Source organism: Penaeicola halotolerans (genome assembly GCF_016464625.1).
Lineage (GTDB): Bacteria > Bacteroidota > Bacteroidia > Cytophagales > Cyclobacteriaceae > Penaeicola > Penaeicola halotolerans.
Genome location: NZ_JAEAGO010000004.1, coordinates 177,541 through 195,031, shown reverse-complemented (window position 1 = coordinate 195,031; position 17,491 = coordinate 177,541). Strand labels below are relative to the sequence as shown.

20 protein-coding genes are annotated in these 17,491 nt (G+C 40.4%); 6 read left to right on the top strand and 14 right to left on the bottom strand.

Annotated elements, in window-relative coordinates:
- The first annotated feature begins 97 nt into the window (after window positions 1-97).
- On the top strand, window positions 98-2,080 hold the full coding sequence (locus tag I5349_RS11740; RefSeq protein WP_226390962.1) for an OmpA family protein: 1,983 nt from the start codon (window positions 98-100) through the stop codon (window positions 2,078-2,080).
- A 1-nt stretch (window position 2,081) separates the two neighbouring features.
- Here I5349_RS11740 and I5349_RS11735 read toward each other — a convergent pair whose 3' ends face one another.
- From I5349_RS11735 to I5349_RS11720, 4 genes are read right to left on the bottom strand one after another with little or no spacing between them, the layout of a single operon-like run.
- A complete protein-coding gene (locus I5349_RS11735; protein ID WP_226390961.1) occupies window positions 2,082-2,861 on the bottom strand; it encodes a hypothetical protein in 780 nt (259 codons plus the stop codon).
- A 43-nt stretch (window positions 2,862-2,904) separates the two neighbouring features.
- The gene (locus I5349_RS11730; RefSeq protein WP_226390960.1) at window positions 2,905-3,306 is read right to left on the bottom strand and encodes a hypothetical protein; all 402 of its coding nucleotides are present in this window, start codon (window positions 3,304-3,306) and stop codon (window positions 2,905-2,907) included.
- Window positions 3,306-5,417, bottom strand: coding sequence for a methylmalonyl-CoA mutase (gene scpA, locus I5349_RS11725; protein WP_226390959.1), 2,112 nt, complete (start codon window positions 5,415-5,417; stop codon window positions 3,306-3,308). Before scpA ends, I5349_RS11730 begins: the two co-directional genes overlap by 1 nt.
- On the bottom strand, window positions 5,407-7,209 hold the full coding sequence (locus tag I5349_RS11720) for a methylmalonyl-CoA mutase family protein (RefSeq protein WP_226390958.1): 1,803 nt from the start codon (window positions 7,207-7,209) through the stop codon (window positions 5,407-5,409). The genes scpA and I5349_RS11720 overlap by 11 nt, the downstream gene beginning before the upstream one ends.
- Before the next feature lie 164 nt (window positions 7,210-7,373).
- Between I5349_RS11720 and I5349_RS11715 the strand changes: the two genes are divergently transcribed.
- From I5349_RS11715 to I5349_RS11700, 4 genes are all read left to right on the top strand, one after another.
- Entirely contained in the window at window positions 7,374-8,117 is a 744-nt protein-coding gene (locus I5349_RS11715; protein ID WP_226390957.1) for a 5'-nucleotidase C-terminal domain-containing protein, read from the top strand.
- A gap of 2 nt (window positions 8,118-8,119) precedes the next feature.
- Window positions 8,120-9,031 (top strand): bifunctional metallophosphatase/5'-nucleotidase, encoded by a 912-nt coding sequence (locus I5349_RS11710; RefSeq protein WP_226390956.1) that lies wholly within the window; start codon window positions 8,120-8,122, stop codon window positions 9,029-9,031.
- 106 nt (window positions 9,032-9,137) lie between these two features.
- Complete coding sequence (gene dnaA / locus I5349_RS11705; RefSeq protein ID WP_226390955.1) at window positions 9,138-10,577, top strand: chromosomal replication initiator protein DnaA; 1,440 nt, start codon at window positions 9,138-9,140, stop codon at window positions 10,575-10,577.
- A 49-nt stretch (window positions 10,578-10,626) separates the two neighbouring features.
- On the top strand, window positions 10,627-11,034 hold the full coding sequence (locus tag I5349_RS11700) for an STAS/SEC14 domain-containing protein (RefSeq protein WP_226390954.1): 408 nt from the start codon (window positions 10,627-10,629) through the stop codon (window positions 11,032-11,034).
- Here I5349_RS11700 and I5349_RS11695 read toward each other — a convergent pair whose 3' ends face one another.
- From I5349_RS11695 to I5349_RS11665, 7 genes are all read right to left on the bottom strand, one after another.
- Window positions 11,035-11,361, bottom strand: coding sequence for a nucleotide pyrophosphohydrolase (locus tag I5349_RS11695; RefSeq protein WP_226390953.1), 327 nt, complete (start codon window positions 11,359-11,361; stop codon window positions 11,035-11,037).
- Window positions 11,361-11,813 (bottom strand): D-aminoacyl-tRNA deacylase, encoded by a 453-nt coding sequence (dtd, locus tag I5349_RS11690; RefSeq protein ID WP_226390952.1) that lies wholly within the window; start codon window positions 11,811-11,813, stop codon window positions 11,361-11,363. The genes I5349_RS11695 and dtd overlap by 1 nt, the downstream gene beginning before the upstream one ends.
- A complete protein-coding gene (locus I5349_RS11685; protein ID WP_226390951.1) occupies window positions 11,810-12,526 on the bottom strand; it encodes a Rossmann-fold NAD(P)-binding domain-containing protein in 717 nt (238 codons plus the stop codon). Before I5349_RS11685 ends, dtd begins: the two co-directional genes overlap by 4 nt.
- Before the next feature lies 1 nt (window position 12,527).
- Window positions 12,528-13,523, bottom strand: coding sequence for a metal-dependent hydrolase (locus tag I5349_RS11680; RefSeq protein ID WP_226390950.1), 996 nt, complete (start codon window positions 13,521-13,523; stop codon window positions 12,528-12,530).
- Window positions 13,524-13,527: 4 nt separating this feature from the next.
- Window positions 13,528-14,133 carry a thioredoxin family protein gene (locus I5349_RS11675; protein WP_226390949.1) on the bottom strand — a complete coding sequence of 202 codons (606 nt, stop codon included), beginning with the start codon at window positions 14,131-14,133 and terminating at the stop codon, window positions 13,528-13,530.
- Window positions 14,134-14,210: 77 nt separating this feature from the next.
- Window positions 14,211-14,621, bottom strand: coding sequence for a YkvA family protein (locus I5349_RS11670; protein ID WP_226390948.1), 411 nt, complete (start codon window positions 14,619-14,621; stop codon window positions 14,211-14,213).
- A 10-nt stretch (window positions 14,622-14,631) separates the two neighbouring features.
- Window positions 14,632-15,153 (bottom strand): DUF7935 family protein, encoded by a 522-nt coding sequence (locus tag I5349_RS11665; RefSeq protein ID WP_226390947.1) that lies wholly within the window; start codon window positions 15,151-15,153, stop codon window positions 14,632-14,634.
- A 108-nt stretch (window positions 15,154-15,261) separates the two neighbouring features.
- Here I5349_RS11665 and I5349_RS11660 point away from each other — a divergent pair, with 108 nt between their 5' ends.
- The gene (locus tag I5349_RS11660; protein WP_226391092.1) at window positions 15,262-15,570 is read left to right on the top strand and encodes a HesB/IscA family protein; all 309 of its coding nucleotides are present in this window, start codon (window positions 15,262-15,264) and stop codon (window positions 15,568-15,570) included.
- Here I5349_RS11660 and I5349_RS11655 read toward each other — a convergent pair.
- The 3 genes from I5349_RS11655 to I5349_RS11645 are packed head-to-tail and all read right to left on the bottom strand — an operon-like array spanning window position 15,567 to window position 17,480.
- A complete protein-coding gene (locus I5349_RS11655; RefSeq protein ID WP_226390946.1) occupies window positions 15,567-16,433 on the bottom strand; it encodes a ChaN family lipoprotein in 867 nt (288 codons plus the stop codon). The genes I5349_RS11660 and I5349_RS11655 overlap by 4 nt on opposite strands.
- Entirely contained in the window at window positions 16,426-16,791 is a 366-nt protein-coding gene (gene folB / locus I5349_RS11650; RefSeq protein ID WP_226390945.1) for a dihydroneopterin aldolase, read from the bottom strand. The genes I5349_RS11655 and folB overlap by 8 nt, the downstream gene beginning before the upstream one ends.
- Window positions 16,791-17,480, bottom strand: a complete 690-nt coding sequence (locus tag I5349_RS11645) for a DivIVA domain-containing protein (protein WP_226390944.1) — start codon at window positions 17,478-17,480, stop codon at window positions 16,791-16,793. Before I5349_RS11645 ends, folB begins: the two co-directional genes overlap by 1 nt.
- Window positions 17,481-17,491: the final 11 nt, after the last annotated feature.

Sequence of the window (17,491 nt, the reverse complement as noted above, 5' to 3'; positions counted from 1 at the left end):
CCTCTAAGGTTGCAAGCCGTATGCCAAGGTAATGAATAGCACAATGAATATGAATATTCCTTATCTTTAAAATCGAAAGACATTTTTAATTATTCAAATGACAAGAATAGGTGTATATCTATTTTCATTATTGACAGCTTTGGCAGTGTCTATGCCGAGTTTATCTTTTGCCCAAAAGGAAAATAAAAACTTTAAAGCAGAGGGAAAAGGTTTTTTTCTAGGTAAAGCTAAAGACACTAAGTCTACTATCAACTTGCTAAATTTCCCACAGATTAACCAAATCAATTATTATCAAGATCCAAGCCTACTTTCTAAAATAGAGAGTCTTGAGAAAGCTGGAAAAAAAGAAGAGCTTTTTGAAGCACTCAAAATTTATGTAAACAATTTTGGCGTTCAAAATTTCATACAGGATGGGCAGCTCATCTGGAAGCTAGGACTTTTGGCAGAAGAGTTTGATGATAACGTTTTGGCACTTCAAGTATACGGACTAGCGATCAAAAACTATCGGCTAGGTCATGAAATACCTGACCTCAAAATCAGATATGAAGCTATCAACGAAAATAATGTCCGCTCTTACGTGCCACTTAAGTACTATTATGAACTGGTGAACTATCGTAGTCAGATAGATACCCTAATCCCACAAAATGGCGTCTTGGTCAATATGGGTGGACTCATCAACTCCCTAAGTCCTGACTATGGCCCCTCTATCAATAGCACTGGAGACAAGATGATATTTTCGTCTCAACGGATGAAAAGAAGTACACTAGATCTCAAGTCCACAGCCATTGAAAATCTTTACCTATCTGAATATAAAGATGGCTATTGGAACGAAGCCAAACTTATCACGGGAATTAATACGCCTTACAACGAGGGTTCAGCTTGCTTATCAAAAGATGGACAAATGATATATTTCGTTCGTTGCGATAGTCCTGATGGTCTAGGAAGCTGCGATATCTTCTCTGCCTCACGACAGGAAGACGGTACTTGGGGTGATATCCAAAACTTAGGCAAAGAAGTCAATTCACTTAACTGGGATTCTCACCCTTCGCTTTCGCCTAGTGAAGATACACTTTACTTTTCCTCAGATCGTACGGGCGGATTTGGGATGGCAGACATCTACTTTGCGATCAAAGATGCTAAGGGCAAATGGAGTAATGTGCAAAATATGGGGCCAGAGATCAACTCGAAAAATAATGAGCTTAGCCCATTTTACCACCCAGTCTATAAAGTACTTTACTTCAGCTCTAATGGTCAACTTTTCAACTTTGGCGACTACGATATCTATAAAACATATCAAACACTGACAGGCGCTTGGACACCTCCTATGAATCTAGGCCCACTAGTTAATACGCCTGGTAGAGAATATTACTTCACCATCGACCCTAAGGCTAAAGAAATCTATTATGCCAAGTCAGATAGCAATCGCATTAAAGATCTAGATCTCTACTCATTCCCGCTTCCTATGGAAGGTCAGCCGCTTGCTACGACACGATTTAATGGTCAAATACTCGATCAAGAGGGCAAACCAGTTCAAGGTATCGTCTCCATCATAGACTTAGACAATGGTATCGAAGTAGCGCCTCAGTATCTGCGCCCTGATGGTTCGTTTGAGTTTGACCTGATCAATAAAAACAACTATCTGCTGATCATTCAGGGAGATGAGTTTTTCAGGATTGAAGAAATTTTCTTTTTAGATGGTGAAACGACTTTTCAGCGTACGATAGAGCCTATCGAAGCCAAAATCCAGTTTTCATCAGTTGAATTTGCCTATGGTAAGGCTGATATTTTACCAGAAATGGAGGCAGATTTGACTAAAATAGCCGACTTTCTAGTAGATCATCCTAATCTAAAACTGGTTATCTCTGGCCATACAGATGGCAAAGGAGATCCTAGCTTTAACCTGAAGCTATCACAAGATCGAGCGGATAATATCAGGAAATTTATCGAAGAGAAAGGGAAACTCAAGAAAAATAGGATCACCTCTAGAGGCTATGGATCCTCCAAGCCTATCGTAGAAGAAAAGACAGACGAAGACCGCAAACTCAACAGAAGAGTAGAGTTTGAGATCATTAGAGAATAGCTTAATTACTATAAAGTAGTTCTAATGCACTTTGATACATGTGATTTCTAAAGTCCTCTATACAATCACACAAATCTTCATATGCTGCATCATCATCTTCTCTTTTTACGACTACTTTTCCTTTATCTATACTAAAGATATAACTGACTATATAAACCTCATCAGAAAGAATAGTATCCGATAAAACTTCTTCTATCAAAAAGGAAAAATCTGGGATTAATGCGGTCAACCATTTATTTTCTACCTCCCCTTCATAAAGGATCTCACTTACTCCTTCAAAATGTACGGCAAAAACTTTGGTAGGCGCATAATTTTCAATATTCAAAGTTTCATCAATAGAAAAGTCACTAAATTTCTCAGTTAACTTCTCTTCCAAGCCATGATTCTTAATAGCTACTTTTTTGACTGAAAAAGTACTGTCCAAATCTATAGTAGGTCTGTTCAGAAAATAACGATGCTCTCTGAGATAGCCTTCCTGATTAAAAACTGTTTCAGCAGAGTGATGACCATTGATACCCTCTGAGATGACAAACTGATTAATCTTTGGAATTAGCACTAACTGTATATCTGGAGCTATCATAGTCATGATTCGCAATTCATCCCCCACAAAATAGTAAGAGACACCTAATTGATCCGTACGCACTGCATAATAATGGTCTGATTTCTTTGCCTCGTAGAAATTCTGATCTAGATAATCGATTTTTCTTTTAAACTTAACTTGTGCTACGCCTGTACTGGCGACTAACAAAAAGACGATAGAAATAAGTAAGTGATTTCTCACAAAAAGTATATTTAACTATCATAAATATAGACACTTATCTGTTTTAGACAAATCTTTTAGTTAGATACAGTCCAATCAAAAAAGGTACATTGATCACAGATACTGCTCCCACTGACAACCCAAAAAGGAGGTAATAGCTCAAAAATCCACCTTGGAAGAAATCAGAAAAAAATAGTAAGCCTAAGAATAAAACGATCACCAGAAAAGCCAGAATGCTCGTGCTCAGTGCGGTATGAGACAGAAATCGATAAAGCTCATTTTTCTTAACTTCCCTAAAAAATATCAGAGTCACTAGCAGATGAACCCAAGCGCTTGTGAGTAAGATATCTCTTAAACCTAATACATAATAGGTATCATAGAGCTGAAGATCAAAATCCTCAGCTCTACATAAATAGCCTCCTAATAGCAAAGCCAATACTGGCAATAAAATGATTTTATCTCTCACTATTCCATCAGCTTATTGAGGATCTCTTGAGCCGCTTTAGCGATAACAGTACCTGGGCCAAAAACAGCAGACACACCTGCATCATACAAGAATTGATAATCTTTTTCAGGGATGACACCTCCTGCTATGACCATTATATCTTCTCTACCTAAGTCTTTGAGAGACTGTATCAGTTGAGGAATGAGCGTCTTATGCCCCGCAGCCAATGAAGATGCACCGATGATATGGACATCATTTTCTGTGGCCTGTTTAGCGACCTCTTCTGGCGTCTGAAAAAGCGGCCCAATATCCACATCAAAGCCCAAGTCAGCGAAGCTAGTTGCTATGACTTTAGCTCCTCTATCGTGTCCATCTTGACCCATTTTGGCCACCATGATTCGTGGCCTTCTACCTTCTAAGCTAGCAAATTGATCTGCTAGTGCTTTAGCTTGTTTGAAATTTTCATCTTGGCTAGCCTCGCTAGAGTACACGCCAGAGATAGACTTGATAGTTGCCTTATGTCTTCCAAATTTTTCTTCCATAGCATCAGATATTTCTCCTAATGTAGCACGTACTCTTGCAGCTTCTACAGCTAGCGCTAGGAGATTACCTTTACCGCTACCCGCTGCTTCAGAGATTGCAACAAGTGCACCTTTCACTGCAATGTTATCTCTCTCTTTTTTCAATTTCTCCAATCGCTTGATTTGACTCTCTCTCACTGCAGTATTGTCCACATCCAAGATATCAAACTCCATATCTTTCTCAGCAAAGTAGCGATTGACACCTACGATGACGTCTTTACCTGAGTCAATCCTCGCTTGCTTACGCGCTGCTGCTTCTTCTATACGCATCTTTGGCACTCCTGCTTCGATAGCTTTGGCCATACCGCCTAGACTCTCCACTTCTTCGATGAGTTCCCATGCTTTTTTGATGAGCTGATCTGTGAGGTACTCTACATAGTATGATCCCGCCCATGGGTCAACAAACCTTGTGATCTGAGTTTCTTCCTGAAGGAAAAGTTGTGTATTTCGAGCAATTCTGGCAGAAAAGTCTGTCGGTAACGCAATAGCCTCATCGAGTGCATTGGTATGAAGTGACTGTGTATGACCTAAGGCTGCCGCTAGGGCTTCTACAGTTGTTCTCGTAACATTATTGAATGGATCTTGCTCGGTGAGTGACCAGCCAGATGTCTGACAATGGGTCCTCAGCGCTAGAGATTTTTCATTTTTAGGATTAAATTTCTTCACCAGTTTAGCCCAAAGCACTCTTCCTGCACGCATTTTCGCGATTTCCATGAAGTGATTCATACCGATAGCCCAAAAGAATGAGAGTCTAGGAGCAAACTCATCTATATCTAAACCAGAGGCTACGCCTGTTCTTAAATACTCGAGTCCATCCGCTAGTGTATAAGCCAACTCCAAGTCTGCCGTAGCACCAGCCTCCTGCATGTGATAGCCAGAGATCGAGATCGAATTGAACTTAGGCATGTGCTGAGAAGTGTATGCAAAGATATCTGCGATGATTCTCATAGATGGCTGTGGTGGGTAGATGTAGGTATTACGCACCATGAACTCTTTCAAAATGTCATTTTGAATCGTACCACTAAGCTGCTCTGGCTTGACACCCTGTTCCTCAGCAGCTACTATATAAAATGCCATGATGGGAATCACTGCACCATTCATCGTCATTGATACAGACATCTTGTCTAGCGGTATCTGATCAAATAAGACCTTCATATCTAAAACAGAGTCGATGGCTACTCCCGCTTTCCCTACGTCTCCTTGTACACGTGGATGATCTGAGTCATACCCTCTGTGGGTAGCAAGATCAAAAGCTACAGAAAGTCCTTTTTGACCTGCCGCTAGATTTCTTCTATAAAATGCGTTAGACTCCTCTGCTGTAGAAAAACCCGCATACTGCCGGATCGTCCACGGTCTAAGCGCATACATAGCACTGTATGGTCCACGAAGAAATGGTGACACCCCCGCAGCATATCCTAAGTGTTCCATTTGCTCTAAGTCCGAAGCTGTAAAAACTGGCTTGACAGGGATCTTTTCAGCAGTTTGCCATGAAGTACCCTTTTTAATATTGGCTTGAGGGATTTTATTATCTAAAGTAAACTTAGGCTTCATACGATAATTCACTTAAAAGTTCTTGACCAAAAGTAACAACATCTGTATCTCTGTGGATAAATCTATAGAGTCCTTTGTCTTCTAAAGATCCTTTGAGATCTGGGAGATTTCCTGCCAGACAAATCTTAGCTTTAGAATCTTTCAAAGTCTCTAAAACAGATAAAGCATCTGATTGATAGGTCTCATCAGCTCCACATAGCACAATCAAATCCACATTGGCTGATTTAGCTTCTTGAGATGCTTTTGAGAGATCAAGTCCATCTTTTCCTAAAGTCACTTTAACACCCATACTTTCAAAAAAATTAGTAGCAAATCCTGCCCGAGCTTTTACCATTGGGCCTTGACCCATCAGTAGTAAATGAACTTTCAAAGTTTGCTGAGTACTCTGCATTCTCAAATGCTCCAAGTAAGCTGTAGCACGTGCAGCAGTGAGGTATTGATTTTGACCAAAGTCCGCATTCACTTCTTTTTCAGAGATAGACTCATTCATACTTGGATACTGATTGGCTCCGATTACAGAGTCTTTTCTCAAATGTATCTTGAAGTGCTTTTCAGCACGTGTATTTGCTATGGCAGCCATGATTTTACCAGACGACCAGTGCTCTAGCCATCCACCTCCCGCCTCTACTTCTTCAAACAGTTGCCATGCATTTTTCACCAATGAATCGATTAACTGCTCTAGCAAATAAGTGCCTGCAGTAGGATCCATTACCTTGTCTAGATAGCTCTCTTCTCTAAGTATAGTAGAGACATTGCGTGATATTCTCTTAGAAAAAGTAGAAGGCAAGCCTAGCACTTGGTCGTGAGGATGTACCAAAACAGCATTTGCTCCTCCTAGTATCGCAGCCATGGCCTCGGTCGTATTTCTGAGCATATTATTATAGCTATCGAAAAGTGACTTAGTCCAATAGCTCGTTTCCGCATTGATCCAAATATCCTCAGGCTTAAGACCCGCTTGGTAAGCTGCAAAAATTTGGTGGGCTAGTATCCTCATGGCTTTAAATTTGGCTATCTCCATGAAGTAGTTTCCTCCTGAAGCCATATTGAAAGCAACTTTTTCAGCGATATCTTTTGAGCTTAGCCCCGCTTCTGTCAAGTCATCCATATACTGCACGAGTTGGGCAAGACCAAATCCTAGTTCTTGCACAGCTGTAGCGCCAGCATTATGGTAAGCTGCTATATCTATAGTAAGCACTTTAAATGAGGAATAAGACCCTAAAATCTCAAACAGATCTTTCAACTCTATCGCTAACGAACTACCCTTTGCTTGCTGCATCAATGGATCAAGGATCAATCCTCCCTTGATATCAGAAGCTGCTGTCTCAGAAGCGGCAAAGTATGCTGACAGCTTTTCAGCAAAACCTAATACATCACCCTTCACTTCAAACCACACGGGGCAGTAAGCCAAAAGCACATCCTTCAGCAATGTAGTCACATCAGTTTGCTCCGTCACTTCAAATACCAGCGCTTCCGCTCCAGCATTGAGAACAGCAAGTGCCTCTTTATTGGGATTTACATCAGTTATTTTGACAGTATTGTTCCAGTGGCGATATCCCAAACCAGGGATCTCAGGTATTAGATTTCCGCTATTTTCATAAGTCTTGATGAGTGGATTAGCAGAATCCTCCGCTGTATAAAAGGGGGCTACTTTAAAACCCTCAATGGCTTGATAAACTAGTCTTTTCTCGAAATCTTGGCCTTTAAGATCTTCTTTGACCTTAGTCATCCATACCTCTTTAGAAACAGGTGGAAATTCGGCCAATAAGCCCTTCTTTGAAATTTCTTTTTCCATTTGATCGTGATTACTCAAGCTTCACTTGTGGTATGACTATCGTTCCATTTTCTGTAGATTTCAAAACGATATTATATTTGGGTAAATTTAATGATTTTACCAGAGCTTACTATTATTTTAGCGCATAGCTTTTTGAGGCTAAAATATTATTTGCTTACATATTTATGAAAAAACTAACTTTCATTCTACTACTGACAGGACTACTCTGGTCATGTCAGACTTCACAGCCGATTAGCTACTCAAGCTATCATAGCCATCTCAACATCACAGATAGCGTGGCAGCTGATAGTGCAAGTATTGCATTTATCGCACCATACAAAGAAAAGCTTGAAAGTGAAATGAGTGCGATCATAGGCTTCTCCAATCAAGAATTGACAAAAAGGAGTGTAGAGTCGACCCTAGGCAATTTTGTAGCTGATCTCAATCAAGAGATAGTAGCTGCGGAGACAGGAGAACGCGTAGACATGGGAGCAGTAGCCACAGGAGGTCTTCGCACAGTACTTCCTAAAGGTGACATTACACTAGGTAAAGCTTATGAAGTGATGCCTTTTGAGAACCTCATGGTGATTCTAGCGCTTGATGGAGACTTGATGCAGCAGCTTTTTGAGTATATCGGTCAAGCAAAAAATATAGCGCTTTCAAACTCCAAACTCGTCTATGACAGCAATGGAAAACTCCTAGAGGCATCCATCGGTGGTGAGCCTTTTGACCCAATGAAAACTTATCACCTAGCCATCACAGACTATCTAGCCAATGGTGGTGATCGTATGTCCTTTCTGATAGATGCGCCTCGTGTGAGAGAAACTAACCTCCTACAGCGTGATGCCATCATCAAAAAAATAAAGCAGCTACAAGCTGCAAATCAACCCATAGTAGCCAATATCGAAGGTCGCGTAATATTCAAGTAACCATGAGTAGCAGAAGAGATTTTATCAAGCAGACATTGATCAGTGGTGCAGCAATAGGACTAACAGGAATCTCTGGAGTAGAGTCCCTAGCCAAGCCAAAGATACAAAAGCTCACCATTTTACATACTAATGATATGCATTCTCGTGTGGAGCCATTTCCACTAGATGGAACAGCCAATGCTGGCAAAGGTGGCATGGCGAGAAGAGCGGCTTTGATCAAACAGATTCGACAAGAAGAAGAGCATATTTTACTTTTCGACTCTGGAGACATTTTTCAGGGCACGCCCTACTTCAATATGTATGGCGGAGAGGTTGAATTTAAGCTCATGAGTCAGATGGGCTATGATGCTGCTACACTAGGAAATCACGACTTCGATAATGGCCTCATAGGACTAGAAAACCAGCTCCCAAATGCTAGCTTCCCTTTCTTGATTGCCAATTATGATTTTACTCAAACGAGACTCAATGGTCGATTTGAACCTTATAAAATCTTCGAAAAAGGAGGACTCAGAATTGGGGTTTTTGGCCTAGGTATAGAGCTAGAAGGGCTTGTTCCATACGATGCCTTTGAACAAACCAAATATTTAGATCCAGTAGCAGTGGCCAAAGAAATGGTACAAGAGCTTCGTCAGAAGAAATGTGATTTGATCGTTTGTCTATCACATCTTGGGTACAAATATGGAAGTTCCAAAATCAGCGACACTGTTCTAGCACAGCAAGTAGCCGGCATAGACTTGATATTAGGAGGGCACACGCACACATTCTTGGATCAACCTGATATCTACGTAGATAGCGAAGGAGGTACCACTATGGTCAATCAAGCTGGCTGGGCTGGCATGAGAGTGGGACGCATTGATTTTGAGATAGAAAACAGAAAAAAATCAGCTAAATCAAGTGCTCTCGACATAAAGTAAAAAGTCAATAGCAAATTGATTTTTTTGTTAAGTTTATTTTTAACAAATTTGTCTCCCCTCAAAAAATTCACAGGGTTTACTCACATAATTTACCTCAGGTATATCAATGATCGCAGAACACCAGTCGGTATGGAACAACTGTCTTCAGCTGATTAGCCAACACATCAGTGAGCATAGCTTTAGCACATGGTTTAAGCCCATAGTGCCTGTTAGGCTAGAAAACAAGGTGTTGACTATTCAGGTACCTAGCCAATTCTTTTATGAATGGCTCGAGGAGAACTATGTGAAGTTGCTCAAGATGGCCATCCTAGAGACCTTAGGAGCTGATGGACGTCTAGAATATGCGGTAGTAGTGGATAAAGGAAATGAGAAAAATCAGCCTTATGTGGTTAATTTTCCTCAAAACAACTACACAGGAAATAACAAGCCAAATAAAAATCAAGGTAATGGATTTGTAAAGTTTGAAGATATCAAGAGTCCTTTTGAGCTAAAAAGCTTGGAGACAGATATCCAACAGTCAAACTTGAATCCACACTATGTATTTGATACTTATATCGAAGGTGACTGTAATAGACTCGCTAGATCTGCTGGTTTTGCCGTAGCTCAAAAGCCTGGTATTACATCCTTTAATCCGCTGATGGTATATGGCGGTGTGGGACTAGGTAAAACACACCTTGTGCAAGCCATAGGCAATGAAATCAAAGGCAACTTGAATGACAAGTTTGTCTTATATGTATCTTCTGAAAAGTTTACCAATCAGTTTACAGACGCTATCAAAAACAATAGCATCCAGTCATTCACCAATTTCTATTTGCAAGTAGATGTCTTGATCATAGACGATGTACAGTTTTTGGCTGGCAAAGAGCGTACGCAGGAGATGTTTTTTCACATCTTCAATCACCTGCACCAGAGTGGTAAACAGATCATCATGACCAGCGATTGTCCTCCACGAGATCTCAAAGGCCTTCAAGAGCGTCTTTTATCCCGATTCAAATGGGGATTGACGGCTGATCTGCAGATGCCAGATTTTGAAACGCGTATCGCCATCATCAAGCGAAAGATGCAAGGAGACGGTATCTATATACCTGATGAGGTGGTAGAATACCTCGCCTACAGCGTAGATACGAATGTCCGTGAATTAGAAGGCGTACTGATCTCTCTGATAGCGCATGCCTCTCTTAATAAGAAGGAGATGGACCTAGAGCTTGCTAAGCAAACGCTCAAAAATATCGTACAAGATATTGATACAGAGGTAGGAATAGATTTTATCCAAAAGACGGTCTCTGACTACTTCAAGATAGACCTAAAAGATCTCAAGGACAAAACACGCAAAAAAGAGATCGTGACTGCGCGTCAGATTGCCATGTATTTTGCGAAGGAGTACACCAATCACTCCCTCAAATCTATCGGATATCACTTCGGAGGGAGGGATCACAGTACAGTGATCCATGCGGTACAGACTGTCAATGACCTCATCGATACGGATCACACCATTAGAAATGCTGTAGCTGAACTCAAGAAGAAGTTCAAGATGAGATCTTATTGATCCGAAAAGCTCAACTAAAACTTATTCAGCAAATTGCGGTTTATCTCTCATGGAGGGATACAAATATGCGACAGTAGAGTCTGGGATGAAGCCGATCATCTACATCACTTTTACGGGACATAAGAGTACGGACGAGAACTTTGACTTGTATCTGCAAGAAACTGCCAATCTCTATGAGGCGAAGGAGAGATTGGCCATCATTTTTGATGCTTCAAAGGCTACAATCCCTAGCTTTGCTCACCAAAAGAAGCAAGCCGAATGGCTCAAAGCTTATAAAAAACAAATGGTAGACTACTGTGCTGGTACAGCTTATGTCATCCCAAATGCTACCATCAGAGCCGTTCTAAAAATGATTTTTTCTCTTCAAAAGCAGCCTATCCCTTATGAAATTTTTCCAAAGCTAACAGATGCAGAGATTTGGGTAAAAGAGAAATTGGCTGAAAAAGTAATTAACTAATTATTTTAGCTTATCATTATTTTTGTGTCGGTCTTGATCTCGGATATTCTTCTTTTCAAAGTTCTTCTCCAGTGCCTTCGTTAGGTCAACTCCCGTTTGATTTGCTAGACAGATCAAAACCCACAGCACGTCAGCCATCTCATCTCCTAAGTCTCTATTTTTATCAGAATCTTTGAAGGACTGCTCCCCGTATTTTCTAGCGATCAACCTTGCCAGCTCACCCACTTCTTCTGTGAGAATTGCCATGTTTGTCAGCTCATTGAAGTACCGTACACCTACTGTCTTGATCCAATGATCTACTTGAGCTTGTGCTTCTTCTATCGTCATTATACTTTGTTTTTGGTATCTATGAGGATGGTCACTGGACCGTCATTGATGAGCGACACTTTCATATCAGCTCCGAATACGCCCGTTTGAATATCCTTTCCTAGCTCTATAGAAAGCTGCTTGATCAACTCTTCATAAAGAGGAATAGCGATCTCTGGCTTGGCTGCTTTGATATATGAGGGTCTATTGCCTTTTTTGGTACTAGCATGCAAAGTGAACTGGCTGATGAGCAAAATATCTCCACCAGCATCTATCAGGCTCTCGTTCATCACATCATCCTGATCTGGGAATATACGCAAATTCACAATCTTCTTGCTCAGCCACAGAATGTCCTCTTGACTGTCCGCCTCCTCTATTCCTACTAAGATCATCAGCCCAAGACCGATTTGACCTTTGATATTACCATCTATTCTAACAGATGCTTCAGACACACGTTGCAGTACTGCTATCATTTGTAGGTTTGGATTTCGATTGATTCAATGACGCTGTAGGCATCTTGATCAGATTCCGCAGCAGCGCGCATCGCCCGTGCGATCACATAGTCATGCACTGGTTTATATTTCTTGATCGGACCAAAGAAAGGGATGACTTTCATCACCAGCTTTGCGATACTTTCGCCTGTTCTAGACTCATTTCTATTTCCTAAAATGAGGGCAGGTCGTAAAATAGTGATTTGATCAAATCCAACAGTCTTGATATCTTCTTCTATCTCACCTTTGACTCTATTGTAGAAAATCGAACTGGTAGCGTCTGCTCCCATGGCAGTGATGAGTAGGAAGTGTCTGACACCATATCGCTTCGCGAACTTACCGAAATTAATCACATAGGTATGATCTACCTTATAAAAGGCTGCCTGACTACCTGCTTTCTTGATAGTCGTACCAAGGGTGCAAAAAGCCTTTAACTCATACCCTCCTTTTTGGATCTGCTCAAAAAGCTTCACATAGGTGTGATCTAATGCTTTCTCTTGCAGCTGAGCCAATGCATCAAATTCATGCAAATGATCAAAATCAGCAACTAGTTGTATGAGTTTATCATGCTTGATAGCCAGCATTCTTCGACTGAGGCTGATCACATATTCATAAGCAGGATCAGCAAAAAGTGCGTGTAAAAGCTTAGACCCTACTAGCCCTGATCCTCCTGCTACAAAAGCTATTTTTTTCATCTTAATATCTATCGTATATCTTTTTCAAGTCATCTAAGCTTACTTCTCTAAAAGCTTGTCTTCTTCTCACCTCTATCTCTTCACCTTTTGCCTGAAGTTCGAAAGAAAAAATATAATCACCTATATCCAGCCAACCTTTCGTAGTAGAAAATCTCAGATCATTGAATATCAACTTATTTGCTTCTTGATTAACTTGATAGTACCCCTTTGAAAATCGCTTTAACACACGGACTTCATCAGCTTGATTCCATTCATCTAGCAAAGCATGATTTCCTTCTATGACTAAGGGAGAAAATTTGTCTCGAGCCTCTCCTATACCATAATAGCCAACATAATAGGTATCTCCCTGACGAGCAATATACTGCCATACGAGATTTTGAAATGGCGCTGGCATGGTCATCACCTCATCCATTTGACCTATTCTATTTAATCTTCCTTCGATAGCAGCCGTGGCTAGTAGCTTATTAAGGATCGTGAGTAGCAAATAACTATGCGCTATGAATATCCCAACACGATTGACCAAGGCACGCTTCTCACTTTCTCTAGATAATCTTGATACCCAGATCAGAGCTATCAGCATAGGTAGCGTATAAAGTGGATCTATGATGAAAATCGTATTGAGCTCTACCCGATAATCCCACAAGGGATAAAAAAGCTGCGTACCATATCCAGTCAATGCATCTAACAAAGGGTGCGTGAAAATAGCCCAAAAAAATAAACTAAAGGCTGTTCTAAAATCAAGTCCTTTGATCCATCCCATTTTGACCAAAAGCCAGCTCAGAATAGGAGCTATTAGCAATGGAAAAAAGATAGAATGCGAAAAGCCTCTATGAATCACTAAGCTTTCGATCTCTGAAAAAAACAAGTTGCTTAAGACATCTAAATCCGGTATAGTCCCTCCCACTGCTCCGAGCAAAAGGGCTTTATTTCCCAACTTCCTCCCTGCTACTACTTCAGCTACCGCAGCGCCTAAGACGATCTGAGTCAATGAGTCCATCCTATCAGCTCAGAGAATTGAATAAATCAATAAATTCTACTTCTATATGAGCATGCTTATCTTTCGCATACCATAGATGAAGCTTCTCTACAAATTTCTCATAAGGCTCTGTAGGGTTTTCCTTGTAGTCCCAAACCATTTTCTGAAGTACTGCTGGTCTCGGACCCCAAGTAAAGAGCTCCTCATGTGTATCCGAATCCAAGGCGATCAACTTAGGAATAGACCTTCCTCCTAAGGTCAAATAAGCATCCATCACCTCTAAATGCTCATCTCTAAGCAATATCTTCAAGGTAATCTGATCACTGTAATCTGCCATCAAGTTGAGATAGGGTACTGACTGTGCAGCATCTCCACACCAGCCCTCGGTGAGCAAGACCCAAGTTTGCGGTCTTTTGATTTGATCGAGTGCAGTCTTCATTTTATCAGACAACTGCGCTGTTTTATCCCACTTATTCATCCTGTGCTCATTGAGCTTGGAGTAAGCTAGCAGTGATTCGCTTTGATTATTTCCAGTGACCTTGCCTGCTGCATGCAGGTCAGAGATGATTTTTCTGTAAGCCGAGTAAGAAATTCCTGATGAGAGATGTGCTTCTATGATGACTTTTGACATAGGACTGTTAGCATTTAATACATGTACCAACAACTAATTAGCAAGCTAATGTTCCCAGTGTTAAATTAAAAAAAATACTATTGGACAACTTGACTACGTTGCCACTCTTTGAACTTTTGAAGATCATCCTGCACGGACTTATACACCATGATCAAGATGGAGGCATCATCTGCATATCCTAAGATAGGCAATAAGTCGGGTATGAAATCAAGCGGTGATACGAAGTAGATCAATGCTGCAATGATCAGCAATAGGGACTTTTTAGGAAAATCTTTGTAAAGACCTCTTCTATATGACTGAATCAGCTGAACATAAGTCATCAAGATCTCACTCACTCCCCTTACTATTTTATTTTTTCTGGTAAGCTTATCAAACTTTGCTTTGACATTTTCTATTAGACGAGATAGTCTAGACTCATTTTGGAGTACCTTTTCGGCATTGGGTGCGTAGCGCTCTTCCCAGTTTTCCCACTTTTGTACATCCTTCATGGTTTTTTATTTAAAACTCAACTTGAATTTCTTGTTTTAATGCTTTGATCGCTTTAGCGATCGCATCTCTATCAGCATCCATCGAAAGCTCAAATACCTTTTTGGATAAATCTATCGCTTTAGCCTCTGCTGGAAGGAGCTGAGCTGACTTATTGATCAACACAGTGACATCCTCTACCGCTGATTGTACCAAATTCCATGCCCCTTCGCCCACGTAGATTTGTTGCGCGATATTATGATGAAATTCCTCTCTGATCTCATGGAGCAATATCTGTTGAAATTCTTTTGCTGAGTAATTACTATTGTACAATCGAGTCAAGATATTATTGGGAGATACGCGCTCTAGTAGCAAAGCGAGCCTTTCATATGCTTGTAGTCTAATAGGAAGTACCACCTCTTTATTTTTAAGTTTTAGCTCGATAAGTCGCTTTTCCATATCTTTATTTAAAAAAGATACTACGACTAAGTACATCGCATAAATAACAAGTGCTGCCGGCAGGACAATCTTTAAAAGCTCTACTATGTATTCCATATTTTATAATGTTCTTTTTGTAAATCTATCAGTTCAACGTTGAAATTAAAATCAAAGCATGAAACCTTTTTACTGAAAGCTGTATTTTTACATAAAAGTCAAAAAATGTTGGTCACTCCGATAGAAATCACAAACGCTGCAGAGCGAGAAATCAAGCATATCATGGCTCATAAAAACATCCCTGCTGACTATCATCTCAGAGTAGGTGTTAAGGGTGCTGGGTGTGGTGGTATGTCCTATGCACTTGGATTTGATAAGCCTAAAACTGGTGATGAGTCATTTGAAATCAACAGTATCCCTGTCTTGATAGAAAAAAAGCATGTCATGTTTCTGATGGGAACTAAGATTGACTTTTACGAAGGATCTGAAGCTAGAGGCTTTACTTTTATCAATGAACCCCTTCAAAAAAAGGATTAATATGACTTCGGACTATCCATCGGTACCACGATGATAAAGTCTGCTAGACCAATATTTTCACTCGCTAGATTACTGATCTCTGCTTGACTTACACTAGCGATAGTCTTGATTTTTAGATCTGATTTAGACTGCTTCAAATACCAATATATACCTTCGAAGTTGTTAGAATGGTAAGTGCCATGATAGTGAATAAAAACTCCTGAAGACACTAAGTTCTGCATGATGAAATGTGCCATAGTAGCGTCTTTGACAGCTTGCGCTTCTATGAAGTAGTCGATATTCATCTGAGGATTGTGTCCCATCATCTCACCAAAAGCAGCGTAGCCAGGTAAAGTTTTATCAACCACAAGTGGCAATGGCATCATATAACTTTTAGCATCTTCTGATAAAGTCAACAAGCTTTCCTTTCCTTGCTTTGAGACCATGTTGGCATACCTTCTAGGAATATTAGTGGCTACAAAAGGCAACTTACTCGCTTTGGCATATTCTAAAATCGGCTTGTAGTCTACTTTATAGTTGTTCCAGAGTTTCACTTCTGCCTCAAACTGTGTCATGGCATAGTTGCCTGTCCAGTACTCATCGATCACCAGCTGATCATCCGCTTCAAACATCTCCATACCAACAGCTATTGACTTACCCTTAGTATGTAGGTCTTTGAGCAACTGTAGCTGAAGCCAATGGATAATGGATTCATTGTGCAACTCTCCGAATAGCACAACTTCACTGGTTCCAAGTGCATCAGACATTTGACCAAAAGAAACTTCCACCCCCTCTTTGTCAAAAATCTTGTAAGTCGGCAGGTCTTGTGCCTTTGTGAAAAAAGGCAAGAAAATGATCACAACTAAAAAAAGTATTTTACGCATAATCTTCAGGGAAACATATGGTGACTTTAGACCAAGCACACACACCTCCTATGGGTGGGTTATTTTTATAGATAGAGACTTTAGCTTCTTGGATATCATCTGATAATCGCAAGACTTGATCAAGAATTTTTTTTCCTAAAAACTCAAGCAATTTGACAGGAGATTTCATTTCAGCAGCCACTATGTTGTAGATGTCTTCGTAGTTGACTGTGCCGCTTAGCTCATCTGCTGAGGATGCCAAAGAAAAAGGGACTTTCAACTCTATATCCACTTTATAATGATTGCCTACTTGACGCTCAGACTCATAATATCCGTGGTAGGCATAGAATTCCATACCTTCTAACTTGATGTAGCCCATTAATCTAACTTGTCAAAAAATGATCCTTCCTCTTCTGAGTTGGTTGAAGCATTTACTATCGTTTTCGCCTCTGTTGATTGATTAGAGATTGCTTCTATCTTTTTAGATTCTTGACCTATAGACCTTATTAGTTGTTTAGCTCTTTTGATATGGCCGTCATTATCTAGCTTTTTAAACTCATCTTGACTTTGCGTGATCTTAGACATCGTATCTGAAGCGAGGTTTTTGAGGCTTCTAATGATTTGGTCTCTGAAAGCCTCCAACTCATTGAAGTTTTCATCTAGTCTGATGACATCTTCTTTCATATCCTCCACGATGTTTCTCGCTTTGTCTTCAGACTCTTCTATGATATTTCTTGCTTTGTTTTGGGCTTCTACCATCATGGCATCAGCCTTCATTTGAGCCTCACGCAGGATGAGTTCAGCCGTTTTATTGGCCTGCTCTATCATGTTGGCCCCTGTATCTTCTGCAGTTTTGAGTGTTTTGAAGAGCGAGTCTTCTACATCTCTAAGCTTTTTCACCTCCTTTTCTGAGTTATCGAGCTTCATTTTGAGCTCCTTTTGCTCATCCTGCACTCTTTCCCACTCTTGAGAAAGTGAAAGCAAAAAAGCAGTAACTTCATCCTTGTCATAGCCTCGAAAGTTTTTTTCGAATGTCTTTTGACGTATTTCTATCGGGGTGATTTTCATCTTTTTATATA